General features: G+C 28.0%; 19 protein-coding genes and 1 pseudogene. 6 read left to right on the forward strand and 14 right to left on the reverse strand.

Going from position 1 to position 17,559, the window contains the following annotated elements; all coding sequences use genetic code 11:
* Nucleotides 1-83 precede the first annotated feature (83 nt).
* The gene (locus tag L1S46_RS25435) at nt 84-659 is read left to right on the forward strand and encodes a methyltransferase domain-containing protein (RefSeq protein WP_238901329.1); all 576 of its coding nucleotides are present in this window, start codon (nt 84-86) and stop codon (nt 657-659) included.
* Between the two features lie 114 nt (nt 660-773).
* Here L1S46_RS25435 and L1S46_RS26460 read toward each other — a convergent pair whose 3' ends face one another.
* Nucleotides 774-905, reverse strand: coding sequence for a hypothetical protein (locus L1S46_RS26460; protein ID WP_275297112.1), 132 nt, complete (start codon nt 903-905; stop codon nt 774-776).
* A gap of 474 nt (nt 906-1,379) precedes the next feature.
* Nucleotides 1,380-1,544, reverse strand: a complete 165-nt coding sequence (locus L1S46_RS25440) for an aspartyl-phosphate phosphatase Spo0E family protein (RefSeq protein WP_012059427.1) — start codon at nt 1,542-1,544, stop codon at nt 1,380-1,382.
* A gap of 585 nt (nt 1,545-2,129) precedes the next feature.
* Between L1S46_RS25440 and L1S46_RS25445 the strand changes: the two genes are divergently transcribed.
* Complete coding sequence (locus L1S46_RS25445) at nt 2,130-2,294, forward strand: hypothetical protein (RefSeq protein ID WP_023973835.1); 165 nt, start codon at nt 2,130-2,132, stop codon at nt 2,292-2,294.
* A 125-nt stretch (nt 2,295-2,419) separates the two neighbouring features.
* On the opposite strand, the gene L1S46_RS25450 is transcribed toward L1S46_RS25445, so the two are convergent.
* The 5 genes from L1S46_RS25450 to L1S46_RS25470 all read right to left on the reverse strand — a co-directional run bounded on the left by L1S46_RS25450 (nt 2,420) and on the right by L1S46_RS25470 (nt 6,695).
* Nucleotides 2,420-3,112, reverse strand: coding sequence for an MBL fold metallo-hydrolase (locus L1S46_RS25450; protein WP_238859439.1), 693 nt, complete (start codon nt 3,110-3,112; stop codon nt 2,420-2,422).
* A 156-nt stretch (nt 3,113-3,268) separates the two neighbouring features.
* Entirely contained in the window at nt 3,269-3,979 is a 711-nt protein-coding gene (locus L1S46_RS25455; RefSeq protein WP_238901330.1) for a DedA family protein, read from the reverse strand.
* Between the two features lie 677 nt (nt 3,980-4,656).
* On the reverse strand, nt 4,657-4,866 hold the full coding sequence (locus L1S46_RS25460; RefSeq protein WP_012059430.1) for an alpha/beta-type small acid-soluble spore protein: 210 nt from the start codon (nt 4,864-4,866) through the stop codon (nt 4,657-4,659).
* Nucleotides 4,867-4,983: 117 nt separating this feature from the next.
* On the reverse strand, nt 4,984-5,613 hold the full coding sequence (locus tag L1S46_RS25465) for a hypothetical protein (RefSeq protein WP_238901331.1): 630 nt from the start codon (nt 5,611-5,613) through the stop codon (nt 4,984-4,986).
* A gap of 209 nt (nt 5,614-5,822) precedes the next feature.
* A complete protein-coding gene (locus L1S46_RS25470; protein WP_023973838.1) occupies nt 5,823-6,695 on the reverse strand; it encodes a YitT family protein in 873 nt (290 codons plus the stop codon).
* A 76-nt stretch (nt 6,696-6,771) separates the two neighbouring features.
* Between L1S46_RS25470 and L1S46_RS25475 the strand changes: the two genes are divergently transcribed.
* A complete protein-coding gene (locus tag L1S46_RS25475; RefSeq protein WP_238901332.1) occupies nt 6,772-7,428 on the forward strand; it encodes a Crp/Fnr family transcriptional regulator in 657 nt (218 codons plus the stop codon).
* A 135-nt stretch (nt 7,429-7,563) separates the two neighbouring features.
* On the opposite strand, the gene L1S46_RS25480 is transcribed toward L1S46_RS25475, so the two are convergent.
* From L1S46_RS25480 to L1S46_RS25495, 4 genes and pseudogenes are all read right to left on the reverse strand, one after another.
* Complete coding sequence (locus L1S46_RS25480; RefSeq protein ID WP_238901333.1) at nt 7,564-8,109, reverse strand: hypothetical protein; 546 nt, start codon at nt 8,107-8,109, stop codon at nt 7,564-7,566.
* Between the two features lie 54 nt (nt 8,110-8,163).
* Nucleotides 8,164-8,613: pseudogene (locus tag L1S46_RS25485) on the reverse strand (hypothetical protein); the annotation flags it as partial.
* A gap of 234 nt (nt 8,614-8,847) precedes the next feature.
* The gene (locus tag L1S46_RS25490; protein WP_238859425.1) at nt 8,848-9,225 is read right to left on the reverse strand and encodes a hypothetical protein; all 378 of its coding nucleotides are present in this window, start codon (nt 9,223-9,225) and stop codon (nt 8,848-8,850) included.
* A 123-nt stretch (nt 9,226-9,348) separates the two neighbouring features.
* Complete coding sequence (locus tag L1S46_RS25495; protein WP_238901334.1) at nt 9,349-10,140, reverse strand: ferritin-like domain-containing protein; 792 nt, start codon at nt 10,138-10,140, stop codon at nt 9,349-9,351.
* A gap of 278 nt (nt 10,141-10,418) precedes the next feature.
* Between L1S46_RS25495 and L1S46_RS25500 the strand changes: the two genes are divergently transcribed.
* A complete protein-coding gene (locus L1S46_RS25500; RefSeq protein WP_238859421.1) occupies nt 10,419-10,862 on the forward strand; it encodes a hypothetical protein in 444 nt (147 codons plus the stop codon).
* 126 nt (nt 10,863-10,988) lie between these two features.
* Here L1S46_RS25500 and L1S46_RS25505 read toward each other — a convergent pair whose 3' ends face one another.
* Nucleotides 10,989-11,990 carry a Gfo/Idh/MocA family oxidoreductase gene (locus tag L1S46_RS25505; RefSeq protein ID WP_238901335.1) on the reverse strand — a complete coding sequence of 334 codons (1,002 nt, stop codon included), beginning with the start codon at nt 11,988-11,990 and terminating at the stop codon, nt 10,989-10,991.
* Nucleotides 11,991-12,241: 251 nt separating this feature from the next.
* On the reverse strand, nt 12,242-12,922 hold the full coding sequence (locus L1S46_RS25510; RefSeq protein ID WP_238901336.1) for a YjjG family noncanonical pyrimidine nucleotidase: 681 nt from the start codon (nt 12,920-12,922) through the stop codon (nt 12,242-12,244).
* 515 nt (nt 12,923-13,437) lie between these two features.
* Here L1S46_RS25510 and L1S46_RS25515 point away from each other — a divergent pair.
* The gene (locus L1S46_RS25515) at nt 13,438-15,048 is read left to right on the forward strand and encodes a permease (RefSeq protein WP_238901337.1); all 1,611 of its coding nucleotides are present in this window, start codon (nt 13,438-13,440) and stop codon (nt 15,046-15,048) included.
* A gap of 608 nt (nt 15,049-15,656) precedes the next feature.
* Entirely contained in the window at nt 15,657-16,475 is an 819-nt protein-coding gene (locus tag L1S46_RS25520) for a TIGR03943 family protein (RefSeq protein WP_238901338.1), read from the forward strand.
* Nucleotides 16,476-16,588: 113 nt separating this feature from the next.
* On the opposite strand, the gene L1S46_RS25525 is transcribed toward L1S46_RS25520, so the two are convergent.
* Nucleotides 16,589-17,326 carry a cell wall-binding protein gene (locus L1S46_RS25525; RefSeq protein ID WP_023973848.1) on the reverse strand — a complete coding sequence of 246 codons (738 nt, stop codon included), beginning with the start codon at nt 17,324-17,326 and terminating at the stop codon, nt 16,589-16,591.
* Nucleotides 17,327-17,559: the final 233 nt, after the last annotated feature.

Consider the following 17,559-nt stretch of genomic DNA (forward strand, 5'->3'; position numbering starts at 1 on the left):
TTTAAGTTGTAATGTTCGTTAGAAATGTATTTAGTTTTCTATCAAATGTTATAGCTAGATTATACAAGGAGGTGTATTTTTAAATGATGACACAAAAACTAGATGCAAAAGACACGCTCAAGATAGAAAATGAAAAGAGAAGAAAAATATTGCCACCTGAACAGACACTTATAAATCTTGATCTGCAGACTGGAGATGTAATGGCTGATATAGGATGCGGCATTGGATATTTTACTATTCCCGCCTCTAAAATTGTAGGAAAAAACGGTAAAATATTAGCACTTGATATATCAGATGAAATGCTGCAAGACGTTGAAGAAAAAATAATTGAAAATAACATATCAAATGTTGAGACTATTTCAACAGATGAAAATTACTTAAAATTAGAAAGCAATTCGGTCACATTTGCTTTTGCAAGTAATATAATTCATGAAGTCGAAGAAAAAGAGAGATTTTTAAATGAAATAAAAAGAATAATATGCCCAGAAGGGAAAATTGCTATACTTGAATGGGAAAAAATTGATAGTGATTTTGGACCGCCTATTGAACGTAGATTAGACAGGATGGATCTAATAAAACTATTAGATGAACTTAATTTTTCAACCATATCAACTATAGATATCGGTGAAGACTTCTACGGAATAATTGCCCAAAAATAAAATCAATTTCTATTGATAAACCAACTAATACCTGAACTTATGGGTATGCCTCACCGAAATGAATAACATACTTTTGTTCCAGTTTCTAGGTAATTCTGCTGGGTGATTCCAAAGCTATGAAGTTGCACCCAAAGTGCTAGCCTCAAAGAACAAGCTTTGAACTAGCACATTTGGAACAACTTGTAGCCAAAGAATCACAGCCATCAAAATTACCAACGAAACATTCCACAAAAGTATGTTACTCATTTCTGGTTGGAAAATACTTCATAGTTCAAGTATAGTTTATGATTGTGTTATCTATATTTATATATATATCCAAGCTAAGAAATTGACATATAAAGCAAGCTAACTCATGTAAATCAAAGGTATAAGTAAAAGCTTGTCTATATGGATAAACAATTTAAGAACTTCATTTATACTTTACAATAAATACAATACTAGAAAGTAGAAACACTTTTATGCAGCAGGCATTGAAAATGAGCTGTTAAAATCTCTTAATTGTAGGTTGTTCCATTAATGCTTGTCACAATGAAATTGGGAGCAAGCATTAATGGTGAAACCTTCATTTTAGCGCTTTCAGCGAAACTTTCATAGTCCTGTGAAATAACAATGTTTCTACTTTCGGTGGATTATATCATAAATCTAAATTTAATGTTGTTTATCTATATCACAAAAAAAGAGCTCCTCTTTAAAGAACTCTCTTTTATCTGGATTTCTAATCTAGCTTAATTGAATTAAATGGCTATACTCGTCCAAAATAGAATCTAATTGTTGACTTGCAACAATTACCTCAGGATCGAACAAATCAACTTTTTCCTTTATTATATTTAGAAGGTTTTGTTCCATCTCATAAATTTGCCTATCTATTTTGTTTATAGAATCCATAATTAATTCTCCTTTATTTGTTAATATCTTTAAGAATTTTTGCATAATTTTATTAGATAAACCCGTAGGATATATTACTGAAAGTGTTATATAAGAAGGGTTTGCTTGTATTTCCTACTGGCTTATTTCAACTTGTTTTGACACTAATATATTAACCTTAACTGACACTTATACTCTTTAAAAATATTAGAAAAAATAGTATTAATATAACACGCTTCCTACATTTAACCAATTCTTAATATAATATGAAAAAGAAAAGCTAGCTTATATCTTAAAAATAACCGTTCATAATTACTCATTAATAAATTAAAGCAATATATCCTAAAAACCTCTATTTTTACTAATTATAACTTGAATATATATTGCAATGTTTCATAGACTACTCTTGATACAACATTCAAACTTATTAAATTGCACCCCCGGCCATTATTCTTCTCTTTTACTAGCCCCTTATTAATTAAGGGGCTAATTTTTATTAAATTATATATTTTTAAAATTATAGAATTGTTGTGCCTAATTTTGAATATTTTATTCATTTGAGGGCAAGCTATTTTCATATTAATTTTTGTGAAAAGGAGAATTTTAATGAACAAAATGCTATTTCAAACTCGTAGAGAAAGGATTATATCATTTATTAAACTACTAAATAAAGATCTTGATTTAAGTTTTACTGAAAAGGAAATCGAAGATGATAATTTCACAGATATGCCTAAAAAGAATAATGTTATCCCATTTAAAAAAGTTGAATAACAATGTATCTATATTTATTAAAGTAGTCCAAGATATCTAAATATAATAAGCAAAAAAGAGTGCCAATTGTTGTTTGTTATATGTTAAAAAACTTAACAACATAATACTCACTCTTTTTTAATTTATTAAAGAAATATTTTATTACGGTAATCTTCTGAACATTTCCTTTCCTTTAATCGTTCTATTACGGAGCTGTCTCCCCAAAAATGCATTGGAAACACTTTATCTGTATTAGTGTTTTTCATGAAGTAATCAAATCCTAAGTAAAATTCTTCTCCTTGCCTAGGGTCTAAAACTACAAATGCAGCATCAAAATGCCTACTCTTGATCTTATTAATTTCTTCTTCAAATCTTTCTCTCGCACTTTCATTGTCCTTTTGATCCCTTCCATTCCACCACCATAGATTAAGATCCCCAGCATGATAAATTGTTTTATCTTCTGCTGTTACAATAAATGCTACGCCCTCATCTGTGGAATTTAATGTCTCTATTTTCAAATCTGATATTTCAAGAGTTTTATTAATATCTATAAATTCTATTTTTTCATAAACCTCATCATCAACGCCATGAGTATTAAAAAATTTTCTACCAAATTTCTTTTTGATATCTTTTGAAAAAATATACACAACATTTGGATATTTATTTAATAACTGAAAAATATCTATATTAAAATGGTCATGGTGATTATGACTTGAAAACACGTATATTGTCTTTTCTGGATCAAAATCTGGAAGCTGACCTTTAAAATAATCAAATATCAAAACTACTTTATCAAGTTCAACTGAAAAACAGCTATGTTCAACATATGTAATATTCATTTGCATCATCCTTTTTTATAAATTTCATCTCATACTCTACATCCACAAGAGTAATCTTCACCAATTTAACTTAAATAATCAATTCTTTAAGACAAGCAAAATCACTGGCGAATATATTTTATTTTTTACTCTCTATCAAATCTTAACTTACTAATCTTAAATAAATCCTATCATAACAACTATAAATATCAAAAATAAAACTGCTAATCCAGTAACCAATACCTTTACTTTAAGCATTGAATAAAGTATTTTGCAAAACTCTTCTTTTAGAAATTTAGAAAATACATTTATTTTTTCCTTGTAGCTTATATAAAGAAGTATTAGTAATATAGCGATTAAAACTGCTATTAATAGATACCATTTTGATATTTCATTATATTTATTCCAGTTTGCTCCAAGAACCCTTCCCAAAGATATAAATGTAGTAGTCCATATTAATGCACCTAAATATGCACTAATCGCAAACTTCTTATATGATACCTTAGTCATGCCAGAAAAGTAGCCTGTAATATGCCTTATTCCTGGAATAAAATATGCTACAATCAACAATATACCACCATATTTTTGATACCATGTTGAAATCTTATCCATCCTATTTTTATCTAGATTAATATAGCATCCATATTTCTCAATTAATTTTATTTCTAATGCCCTGCCAATGAGATATGATATAGTAATGCCTATTATAGCCCCACTTGTAGCCACTATAATGCTGAGCAGATAACTCATTTTATTCATATAAACAACATATCCACAATAAGTCATTAGTGCCTCACCAGGCAAAGGAAATGCTATTAATTCTAACGCTAAACTTATAAGCACTGCTATATATCCATAATGATTAAACAATTCTATAACATGATCCAATACTCTCACTTCCACGGCTTAATAATTTTCTGCATACTTCCTTAGCAATAAATCTTATCTTAATTCTCCATATTTTATAAAGAGTCGCAGGCAAATATGATTTATTGAAATTAATGCATTTATTATATTACTAATTATAACCTCTTTTCATTTATTTTGCATAGTTTATAGATAAACATTATCTATCGTCTAACCTGATGTATATGTCAAATTCTTAAATCGGATATATAGTTAATTAAATATGCTCATTAGATAAACATATTTAGAAAGTTGAAAAAACTTTAAGTTCATCTTTTCACTAGAAATCATAAATATATTTGTGGAGAAAACATTTGAAAATGAGCTGTTAAAGGTTCTTAGCTGTAGGTTGTTCCAATTTAGCTTGTCAAACTGAAAGTTGGAGCATGCTAAATTGGATACAACCTGCTGCTTAGAACCTTCAGCGATATTTTCATAGCTTTTCGGAATCAAAATATTTATGATTTCTGTAAGTCAGCACATAAATCTAGTTTTAGATTTTGATATCCATATAATCATTTAGCGTATATGTCTTTAAATATTATAAAAAGCCAACAGAACAAATATAACAATGTTATATTGCTCTGCTGGCTTTTTAACCGCAAGGGGATAGTTATTATATTGCGAAGAAATGGTTTTCTATTATTCTATGTTACTAATTACTTTAAACCTTGTTCGTAGCTTTCAATCATGTGTTTAACCATGTATCCGCCAACGTATCCATTTTGTCTTGAAGATAAATTTCCTTTATCTTGATTTTCGTAATCATGTAATCCTACTTCTGAAGCAACCTCAGTTTTTAATCTGTTTAATCCTTGTTTTGCTTCTGGTACTAATGTTCTGTTTCTTCCACTATTATTTGATGACATATACATCTACCTCCCTTAATTAATATTTTGTTTGCAGTAATATATTAACCAGTATGATAAATTATAATCTATAAAAATATTAACAAAAGTAGTACAGATAGCTTGTATTAGATAACTTTAGATAATCTTATGTTTTACTTTGAATCCTTTACCATCATTTATGATATTTATTCCTAAAATATCAGTGAATTGCTTAAGACTTTTCATATTATTTATAAATTTAACATTTCCTTTAGCAATCAATTTTTTAATTACTTCTATTATGTCTTTTTTCTGAGCAGAACTTAGTGTCATATAATTACTTAGGCACTCTCTATTAATATAAGTTAAAGTAGTCCATGCCTGTTCCTCTGATATGCTATTTACATCCATTAGCACCCATGTAAAATCTTTTCTTCTACTATTTTCGGGATATGCAGCTTTAAAAAATTCTATAAAATGATTTATTGGCTTGGGATCTTTTTCTTTAACATACTTACCAAGCTGTGATTTTAAACTATTCTTTAAATACATTATTGTATTAGGCTTTATAGCATCCTTTAAATTATCAATTTTAGTATAAATATAATTATATGTATCTGTAATCTGTTCCTCACTTGCATTTCCCTTTTTTAATACCTTTGTTAGATCAATGTATTCTAAGATACTTTTTTTAGAGCCAAGTTCTTTATTGTATAACTTTTCCCAAATTTCATGTGCAGTTAGACCTTCAAATTTATCGTTAACTAATGTTTCATCTTTATCCATATATGATCCTCTCTCTTTTAAATATATTAACTTTTATATCTTAACATAGTTTCTGCAACTTATTTAAAATAGCATTATTATAATACAGTATTTATAGCAAAATTCCTATAGAATATATTTTATATATGAAAAAATACTCAAGGCAAAATATATATATAAATATCTAACCTTGAGCATTTAAATTTCTATTATTAATCATTTTTTATTAATTACGTTGTAGACACATCTAAATTGTCATATGCACGATTTAGAGTATATCCTCTTCCCCCAACTTCCCTAACGTCTGATACTGTTATAAAAGCGCTATAATCAATTTTATTAACAATATTTTTTACTTTTTGCAGCTTTTCAGCTGGAATAACTGTGCTGATAGCTTTAGCTTCAACTTTTGAGTATCCTTTTTCTGCATGCAATAAAGTTACTCCTGTATCTGCCTCTGAGATAATAGCCTTTTTTATTTCATCATAATGATCGCTCATAATAACTACTTGTATCATTTCTTTTCCAAAAGTTAGAGTCTTATTCAACATAAAATAAGTTAAAAATACAACAACCAGGCCATACAATACATTAGTAACACTTGAAAATGTAATTTGCAAAGTTAAGATGCACAAATCAATTACATTTAAAGTGATATGAACTGGAGTATTAAATTTTTTATTTATTATAATCCCTATAATATCAATTCCACCAGATGATGCATTTGCTTTTAATATAAGTCCTGCTCCTATTCCTATTAAGCATCCTGCAAGGACACATGATAATAATATATCATTGCAATAATGATGCAAATTTTCATGCTTTTCAAAAAAGTCCAAAAGAATAGGAAATAAAAATGTTGATACTAAAGTAGATAAAGCAAATTTCTTTCCTAAAAAAAATAATGCCGATAAAAATAATGCAATGCTTATAATGTACACAACTATTGTCAAGCTTGCCCCAGTAAAATGATTTATCACTCTTCCTAATCCTGTAACTCCACCAACAATAATATTATTCTCTAATATTAATGTGCTAATAGCAAAAGCTATTAATATATTTCCTAGAAGAATGTAAATTAAACTATTGATTTTTCCTTTCATGTTATCACCCCAAGACACAGAATACCATAATACTTGAAACAAAAATGTAATCTATGTTACAATCTCATAAAAGAAGGTGAAAAATTTGGATAAAATAAAAATTCCAGAAGAATTATATTATTATTTTGAAAAAGTTGGAAAATCATTAACATACAATAAGAATGATATTATCTATATGCAAGATGATAACGCAACCCATTTATACTTGATAAAAAATGGTCGAGTAAGAGTGTATTCTTCTTCAAAAGATGGCAGTGAAATTACAATAGAAATAGTTGAAAAAGGCAGAATATTTGGCGAATCATCTTTCGTTCAAAGCTCAAAACAGCCTACTACAGTAAGCGCGGTTAATGATGTTGAATTGATTTCTTGTTCATTAGAAGATCTGTATCCTTACTTAACTCAATCAAAAGAATTAATGATTCTGCTTTTTCAGTTGCTTTCAAATACATGTAATCATCTTTCAAGTCTGCTTAACCAAGCTTACTTTTATAATCGTTATGAAAAAGTAGCTAATTTTTTATTGCAGCAGACAGCTGTTCCTAATAAAGATAAAAATATAAGCGAAGATTGCATTCCTTATTCTCATGAAGAAATTGCTTCTTGTATTGGTCTAAATAGAGTTACAACCACCAAGATATTAAACTACTTTAGCAAACTAGGATATATTAAACTAAAATACAAAAAGGTAATAATACTAGAAAGAGAAGCTTTAATTAAATATGTAGAGTAGAAGTCTAGAATTATCTTAAAAATAGGCTATGCTTTAATATAATGTTGAAATATAGCCTATAAAAATTATAAGTGGGATTTCCCACCTACAATACTTAATATATATGAAAATTATGAAATATTTATATATATGTCTTTAAAGTGTAATTTTAAATATTTTTCCTTTCCTATGAAATAAATTATTATCACTATAACTTGAATATTCTCCTACTTCTATCCCCAAACGATTATACATAGAAAATACCTTGGGATGACTTGATTTTAAATAAATTGCTTTATAATGTTTAGATTTATAATATTGTATTATATTCTTCAACCACATTTCTCCATTTCCTCTGCCTTCTTGAGCTATATGAAAATAGTTGAATATCAAAATGTCTTTATCCTCTTCATTTATATGTATAGGTTCTTTAAAAAACGTCTTATAATCAAGAATGCCACTACTAACAAGAGCAACACCTAAATATTTTTCGTCTTTCTTCATAATATGAAAGTCCATATTTATATTTTCATTGCTTTTTACATTCTCAATTAATTTACAACAATGATAAACTTCATTATAATCATCCCACTCATTTTCCGCTTTAAACAGTAAATTTTGTATTATTGGTGCAAGATATTCGCTTTTAAATTCACTTGAAACTCCAAAATTAATACCATTAGTTTTACTAATAATCTTCATTAACGAACCTCCTTTTTAAATAATGCTCTTAATTAATTGCTATTGCTTACTTGATTATAGTTTTTTTATAATACTTATTGTAACATAATTTACAAAATACCACATATGCCATACATACATTGGCTTTCTATTTTTTAAATCTCTTACTTTGCAATATGACTGTGCTACATTACTTTGAACTATAAAGTTTTTAGCCTTTATTATCTCTTTATCTGTATCAAATATTTGAAGCCATTTGAACCACTTAACATAGTTACTTAGGTATTTTGTTGCAACACCATTGAACCTGTTCATCCATTTTTTTTTAATTGCTATGGAGAGCATTAATAAGTTGAATGTGATATAATCCTTCCTTATGTTTACCTCTTTTACGAGAGCGTCTTAGCATATTAAAGGTTTTGTGCCTTTAAAACTTTCAGCAAATAATACTTCATCTGCTTCAATAACACCATCAACGTATCCCTTACCTAGAAATGTGCTTATACAATCAAGAAGATAATATCTTGATTAGTAACAATTGAAAATGGGCTATGGACAATTTGAGAGTGAAATTTCCTTTAGAATCCTCCCTTGTTATTTTAAAGTATACTATTTCAAATCTACCATGAAACAAAAAAAGAATGTAGTAGATTTGTTGTACACAAATCTAGCTACATACCCGAATATTGTGGTATATAGATTCTTTCACAATTACAAAACAATAAAAATCTAAATTACTATACTGTAAATGTATAACATTTACTCCTTTGTCACGCGCGCAAATGTCTCATTCCACTCTTCTATCTCTATCCTTTTATACAAATTGTCATTCACATAAATTGCTACTTCATCATGATTCGAATCTTCTATCTCTTCCTCAATAAAAAATGGCATCACTATAGGAATGCAATACTCCCCTTCTTCTTCAGGCTTACGCCCCATTTTAATAAAAAGTTCTGCTACGCCTGGATCTTTTATATGCACAATATCGCCTGGATACGTACCAACTATTTTAACTTCATCGCATGGCGTTGGCATCTCACCTGTCACAAATATATAAATTATCCCGTCTCTTCTATATGCAGTAGCTTTTTCTAATGCTCTCATCATTGTTCTGTATGGACCTATATCAAACATATCTTTCTCCAAAGAATTTATTAATAATTTATATTATGAATATGACTCTTAATAGTTGCTTATCATGAATATTTCTTAATAAAATACCACAACACTCATGAATGTTGTGGTATTAAAAAATATTTAAATGTTATCTAAATCATTAAAATATCTGCTCATTTTGCTCATAGCTAATTTCTTTGAAGCTCCTGATTTTCGCCACTCTTCAATCTGTTCCATGGCTTCATTAGGATTCTTTCCTAAGCCAACAAGTACACCTGATAATATAAATTCTTGATACAAATGTTCAGAATTGACCCCTTCTTTTGATTCTGTTAAAGCTCGATTAACTAGTGGAGCAATATAGCTAACCCAATCATCTGGAGTAAGATCATTTGTGTTATCTATATTCTCTGTAACAACTGTATCTTGTCTCATTAAGCTTCTATTCATAGATTCATTATTTCCAATACTATTTAATGTAAATAGATAATTGTATTTTGAAGCATGCTTTAATTCGTCTGTAATTATATCAAATAATACATCCCTGTAAACTCCTTCAGGAAGTCCTCTCCTAATAGCTCTATATCTTTCTACTGCTGCTAGCTCTCCAAATAAAGCTTTCTTAATACCTTCTAAATATGATTCAGGGACTTCAAAATTTTCTTCTTCACTCTCCATTGTAGCATCCATATCACCTGTAAAATCTTCATAGATCCTTCTAAACAACATATTATGTCTGCGTTCATCATCTCTAATAGATGATATTATTTCTTTCTCTTCATTTGTTGGCGCTTCACTAATAAGGTAATCATAAAACAATTCATCTTCTCTTTCTCCTTGAATTGCTTTTTTTACCCCCTGAATTGCTATCTGTAACTGATCATCATTGTTCATCTGATCATTATTACTCATTTGATTATTATTGTCTTCCATAAAATATTATTGATTCTCCTACAAATAATTAACTCACTTTCATTGTATTAGTTTATAATTCATTTGTGCATCAAGATTAATAATTCCATAGCTATGCCAATAATATAAATTATCTCAATTCATGATACTTATCACCCACATTTCCATGTAGTACTAGCAGTCAATAAAAGTTACTTTAAAAAACAAAATTTATATACAAACCTATTTTGAAATATAATTCAGTTTAATATTATGGTATAATTTGGTTTACATAACTTGTATGTTAGGAGTTATTATTTATGAGAAATAAAAAGAAATTTTCAATATTGCTTTTTTCAATTTTATTAATATTAGCTTTAGGAACAGGATATTACTTATATCATAAACCTGGAACTTTGAATAGTTTTTTATTAAATAATTATAACAAAGAAAATATTGAACAAATAGAGATTAGAAGTACGCTTTCGAGACAAGATAAATCAATTAAAGATAAGGATAAAATTAATGAAATCTTAGCTAATGTTTCCAACATAAAATTAGTTCGACATTATGGTAGTACAACGGATAAAACAAAGGGCGCTATTCATATTTTCATTTATGATAAAAGCAAGATCACTACCGAGATTATCATACAAGGGAAAGAATATATTAATATTATTAATGACTATGATAACTCAAATAAAGAGTATAAAATCATTGATAATAGCTTAGATCTAGATTATATAAATAGATTAATTTCATAAAAAAATCAGTATCTAATAATGCAGCTGCTGACCATATTACTATCGGATAAAAATCAGGCATACATTTGTCTAAGATTAGTATGCCTGATACATAAGCTGCTGTGCTACCCTATTATAAAATTCAAATTAACTTTCTGTTTCTGTAAAATCATCTACTGGGAATATTACTCCACCTTTATGCCTAGCAATTGTTTGAACTTCACTAACTATCAAGCTATGATCTAGCATTTTATAACATCTTTCTAAATCATTATTTTTAACAGCATCTGAAAATTCAATGAACTCATTAACCATACGGTGCTCATAATTATTTTCATTTACTTCTGAGCTAGTTCCATCATTCATAAGTAATTCAAATTTCTTACAAACATTGGCAGGAGTATCTTGATATATGCAGCCTTTATCTCCTTGAATATTATTTGCTATAGGTGCCTTACAATCTTTTGCACCAACACAAACACATTTAAATTTTCCATAATCTAAGATTAATACACCTGATGTATCTATTCCCCTCTCAATATTTGGATAATACTCAACATTTTCTGGTTTACCAAACAAACCTACTACATAATGAATATTATAAATATTTAAATCCATTAATGCGCCACCAGAGAATTTAGGATCAAAAGCAGGCAATACTTTCCCCTCTTTAAAGCTGTCATATCTGCTAGAGTATTGAGAATAATTACACTGAACAATCTTTATATTTCCTAAAGTCGGAAGCAGCTCTTTTATCTTTTTGTAGTTTGGGAAATATTGATTAGTTATAGCCTCAAATAGGAATAATTTCTTTTTCCTAGCTAAATCACTTAAAATTAATGATTCCTTATATGTTGATGTAAATGGCTTTTCAACTATAACATTTTTATCAGCCTCTAATGCTTTTTTAGCAAATTCAAAATGTAAATTATTTGGCACACCAATATAAATTATATCTAACTCACTATTTAGTAGTTCATCATAATCACAAAAAACCTTCTTAATCCCATACTTATCTTTCAATTCATTCAAAGTATCTTCACTTCTTGGCGTTCCGCAAATAGCCTCTAATTCTATATCTTGCAAAAGATGACTAATTGAAAGAAAATCCTTTACTATCATCCCAGCTCCAACAATTCCTAATTTCATATTAATTCCTCCCTTTTACTATTGATATCTCTTTAGTAACCTTATCAGTAAATACTCAAATATATTTAACTAAACTCAATTTATTTTTAGTTTTTGCTTATTTACTAATATATATTTCCTCTAATAATTGACTTAAATTCTTTTATTTGTTAGATATCATAGTTACTTTTAATAGCATTATAACCTATAAATTTAATTTAATCATCCCAAATCAAACCAATTAATAAAATTCAAAGTTATTATTCTTATCATCATAGTATTTGAAGTAATTCCTTTAACGAATGTATTTCATAGTTAGGAGATATTGATGATTCATTTACTGTTCCCTCCTTGCAAAGCCAACAAGTATCAATTCCAGCGATATTTCCTCCCTTAATATCTGACGTGATAGAATCTCCAATAATTAATGTTTCTGCCTCATTGAACCCCTTAATATGATCTTTGACGTAGTTAAAAAATTCAATTGCCGGCTTATTAGCGCCTATATCTTCTGATATAAAACAGTCTTTAAAGTACTGTGAAATTCCAGCGCCATTTATTCTTGAATACTGTGTCCTCGCAATTCCATTAGTAACAATATATAAAGTATACTTTTCATGCAGTTTACTCAAAACCTCATGGGCATCTGGCATTAACTGCACTCCTTGATTTAAATACAATCTATAGGTCTTCTCCCACTCTCCACCGTCTATACTCTTCCCATACTTAGACATTAACTTAGAGAATCTTATATTTAATACTTCCTCTACTTTAATCTTTCCTAGTTCAATATCAGCCCACATGCCTTGATTAATTTTTTTATAAACTTCATACAATTCTTCTGAATATATCTCACCCTTATCTCTAATTAAACTCTTAAACGATTCTCCTTCATTTGCGTCGAAATCAAGTAATGTATTATCAACATCAAATAATAACGTATTGTATTTCATTTCATGCCTCTCCCTTCCCTTTTATGGATAACCCAACTAAGATCTGAACTTATGCATATAACTCGCCGAAATGAATAACATACTTTTGTTCCAGTTTCTAGTTGGGATATATTTCATAGTATAAATCTAAGTTTAACATCTCATTTTCAAATGCCTGCTGCATAAAAATATTTCTGCTTTCTAGTACTGTAACGTATAAATCAAATTTTCAATGAGGTATTCTATATAGATAACCCAATTATAATATATAATTGGGTCAATTGAAATTACTCAGTGACGAAGTGAGTCGACTTTCCTTCTCTATTTATATAGCTTAACTATTTTTAATCTTTTTATTAAAATCTATTGCTCCCATAAAAAGAGTATTATCTAGACCTCTACAATATTCACACTCATCTTATTAATTTCAAATATAAAAATAATGCCAAAAATTATCGCAATATTATTCTTGTTTGTTTACATATATGGTAATATAATACATTTAAATGTAAATACATTGCAACAAGGAGATTTATATGAAAACGAAAATAGAAATAATACTAGGGTTCTTACAATCTGGAAAAACTAACTTTATAAATTCTATGATTAAAAATTGCGATTTACAAAATGAAACTATTGTTGTCATCCAAGATGAATTTGGACAAAGCAAAATAAAGAGTGAATTTATAAATTCAAATGAAAATATGAATATTATAAACATCGAAAATACTTCTAATGAAGAAATTAATGAAAAGTATATAAACAAAATTTTAGAAATATATTCTCCCCATAGAATATTTATTGAAGTTAATGGTATGAAAAATTCTAACTCTATAATTAATATGTTCAATAATAAAAATTTAAGAAAGTTATGCAGAATTGACGACATCGTAACCTTAATTGATACAAAAAAGTTCTTCATTTATTTCAGAAATATGAAAAGCATGTTAAGTACTCAAATTTATAATAGCAAGACAATAATATTAAACAATATAAATAATATCAACAAAAAAGACTTCTTAAATATTCAGAATCAAATAAAAAGAATTAATGAAACTGCTAACTTATTAGAGCATGCGCCTTCATTAAATATTAAAGAAATCCATCAAGACGAATATAGAGAAATTAGTAGTCATAGTTTTTCTGCAATTAAAACTATGTTTTATATGAGCCTTCTAATATTGTCATTTACGTGTTTTGCTGCATTATCTATTACTGATAGTAATGGATATTCATTCTATTTGGACAAGTTTAAAAATTTTTATACTGTATTCATTAGCATATTGATTCAAGGTATCCCATTTATCTTAGTTGGAAGTTTTGTATCTGCAATAATACAAATTTGTATCCCAAAGGATACATTTATTAAATTTTTTCCAAGGAATATATTCTTGTCATGTGTTATTGCAGCTCTTGCGGGCTTACTCTTCCCAATATGTGATTGTGGAACTATTCCTGTTGTTAAGGGACTTATAAAGAAAAAAGTTCCTATAGCTGCTAGTATTACTTTCATGTTATCTGCTCCAATAGTAAATCCAATAGCTATAATTTCAACAGTATATGCCTTTCAAGGTATGAAGGCAGTTGTAATTTATAGAGTCGTTGCAGGCATAATAATCTCTATTCTAGTTGGTTTAATTATGCATTTTATAACTAGGAAAGATGATGATATATTACGTATTGATAATGACGGATTAAGTTGCGAGTGCGGTTTTTGTAATGATGACTATGATTATTCAAGAAATAAATTTGAAAAAATCAGAGCAGTATTTATTCATACTGGCGATGAATTTTTTAATATAGGAAAATTTATGATCATTGGTACATTTTTATCTAGCATTTTTCAAAATATAGTATCTGCCGGTACCAACATTCCAATTTTGAGCGGTAATATAAGCCCCTTAATTGCAATGATATTATTGTCTTTTGTGCTTTCAGTTTGTTCAACATCAGATGCATTCATTGCTAAAGGATTTTTAAAACAGTTCTCAGTTAACTCTGTAATGGGCTTTCTAGTTGTTGGCCCTATGCTTGATATAAAAAATACGATTATGATTTTTGGAAACTTCAAAAGAAAATTTGCCATAAAGCTAATATTTTTTATTATTGTAGTATCATTTAGTATTCTTATTAACCTTAGGCTATAGATATCCAACTTTAAGACTAGATTTATGTTATAACTTACCGAAATCATAAATATTTTGATTCCGAAAAGCTATGAAAATATCGCTGAAGGCTCTAAGCAGCAGGTTGTATCCACTTTAGCATGCTCCAACTTTCAGTTTGACAAGCTAAAATGGAACAACCTACAGCTAAGAACCTTTAACAGCTCATTTTCAAATGTTTTCTCCACAAATATATTTATGATTTCTAGTGAAGATATGAGCTTAAAGTTTTAGCAACTTTGTAAATATGTTCATCTAATAAGTCCAATTCTTGAATTAGATATATATAACCACTAATGAATTCACGACTCTATGGATTGCTAAGCAATGAGAAGAATTTTAGTTAATAGTATATATTCAATAGAAGATGTGTGCAGATCATTGACCTAGATTCAATATATTAGTAAAAAATGTGTCCATAATATTAACCTAAGTCCACAGACCCATGCCATATAAGAATATAAGAATATAAGAATATAAGAATATAAGAATATAAGAATATAAGAATATAGCAATTTTAGAATATCCTCTTATCTTAGGCAATATATTTTATCTTAAGATACTCTTTAATTTGATATGGAGATGAAAATATGAAAAAAATTAATGCGGAAGTAGTTGCAAAAATATTAATACTATTAGGATTTTCAATATTCTATTTAAAAATTATTGTAAGTAATGAAATTCTCACATATGTACATCCAAGAATTATACCCTTTGCAATCTTTGGAATGATTTCAATGTTCATAATTACCTTATTTTTGATTTCAGATGTCTTTTATAATAATAGAAAAAAATTTAAAATTAAGAATCACTTTATCTTTATTTTTCCTTTGATTATGATACTTTTTATGCAAAGTAGTAGCGCAAATTCTGCCACTAAAGGAATTGATACAAATGGAAAGCTTAACGAATCATCATCTACTAACAGCTCTTCCAATAATTCAACTAACAGCTTGCCTTCCCTTAACTCAACATATGAATTGTATAGTGGAAAATCCGAAAGTGATGGGCAAGGTCAAGTAGATAAAATTCAGCTAAATATTGTGAATGATATTATAGAAGTAAACATTAATAACTTTGTATCTTCTCTTGATGAGATTTTAGGAAACCCTAAAAAATATGAAGGAAAGGAAATAGAAATTTCAGGATTTGTATATAGGGATAAAGATTTAAAAGAAAATCAATTTATAATTGCACGATTTATGATGGTGTGTTGTGCTGCTGATCTTCAAGTTGCAGGAATTGAATGTTCTAGCAGTGATTCAGGTTCATATGATAATGGTACTTGGGTAAAAATAAAGGGTAAAATCAAAATTAATACTTCTGAAGATGGAATAGATCCAGTTATAGCTGTTGAGAATATAGAAAAAGATCCTACTCCTGACACTTCTTATGTTTATCCATTTTAAAATATATGACAATATAATTTTCAGTCAACATGATCTCTATGTAAAAAAATTATAATGAATATAAAATAAGAATAACCTAACTTTCTACGTTGGATCATTCTTATTTTATAGCTCTAAAACATTGATGTCACATTTCCAGTAAATTTATCTACATAATACCATCCGCCAGTTGTTACGTATTCTCCTGTTGTATCATAGCAATGAATTACATAAGAGTTAGACTCATCATGATCATACTCAACTTTACTTGGAACATATTTTCCATTCGCTAGAAGATAATCTTTTACTTTCTCTACAGCTTCAATCGTTGAAATCTGAGTATTAGTGTTATTTATAGTAATATTAGAATTAAGCAGTGTTGTAATTCCTTGTTTTATTTTATATACATTTCCATTAGAAGAATCATAGTAATATTCACTAATATTGTTTCCAACTTGGTCTTCTGCAGAGAATTTATATAAACTCTTATCACTTAATCCTATTTGATTAATGAATCCCTTATTCTCATATTTAATAGTTCCAGAATCATTATAAATATTAATTATATCATACATAACCTGAATATCATTTGGAACAACAGTAGTAGTCTTAGATTCTTCCCAAGCTCCACTATCATTTAGATAATACCATTTATTATTATCATTAATCCATCCTGTTTCCATTATTCCATCACTATCAAAATAATACCAGTTACCATCAATTTTATCCCATCCAACTGAGTAAGCTTCTCCTTTAGTAAATTGCCATCCTTGACTGTTTTGTTTCCAATATGCATTAGCCATAGTAGAATTAGTAATTTGTATTGACAGGATAGTTAAGATTACTAAGGACAACTTTTTCACTTTATTCATTGCCATTCCTCCCTACACATATTACTATTACACCTTTTACCATGTGATGTCAATAATACTAATAGAATATAATAACTCTTAAAAAAGGAAAATACACAGATATCTGTTTCACATATTATATTTTCTTACCGCTTTTAAAACTTCTACTCAGATTTAGCTTTATAGATATCCAATTCAAGAATTAAACTTATGAATAGTAATTTCTAGCATAAACTAATGATTTAACCATGTTA

Origin of the sequence: Clostridium sp. YIM B02500 (genome assembly GCF_022324665.1) — a bacterium.
Lineage (GTDB): Bacteria > Bacillota > Clostridia > Clostridiales > Clostridiaceae > Clostridium > Clostridium beijerinckii.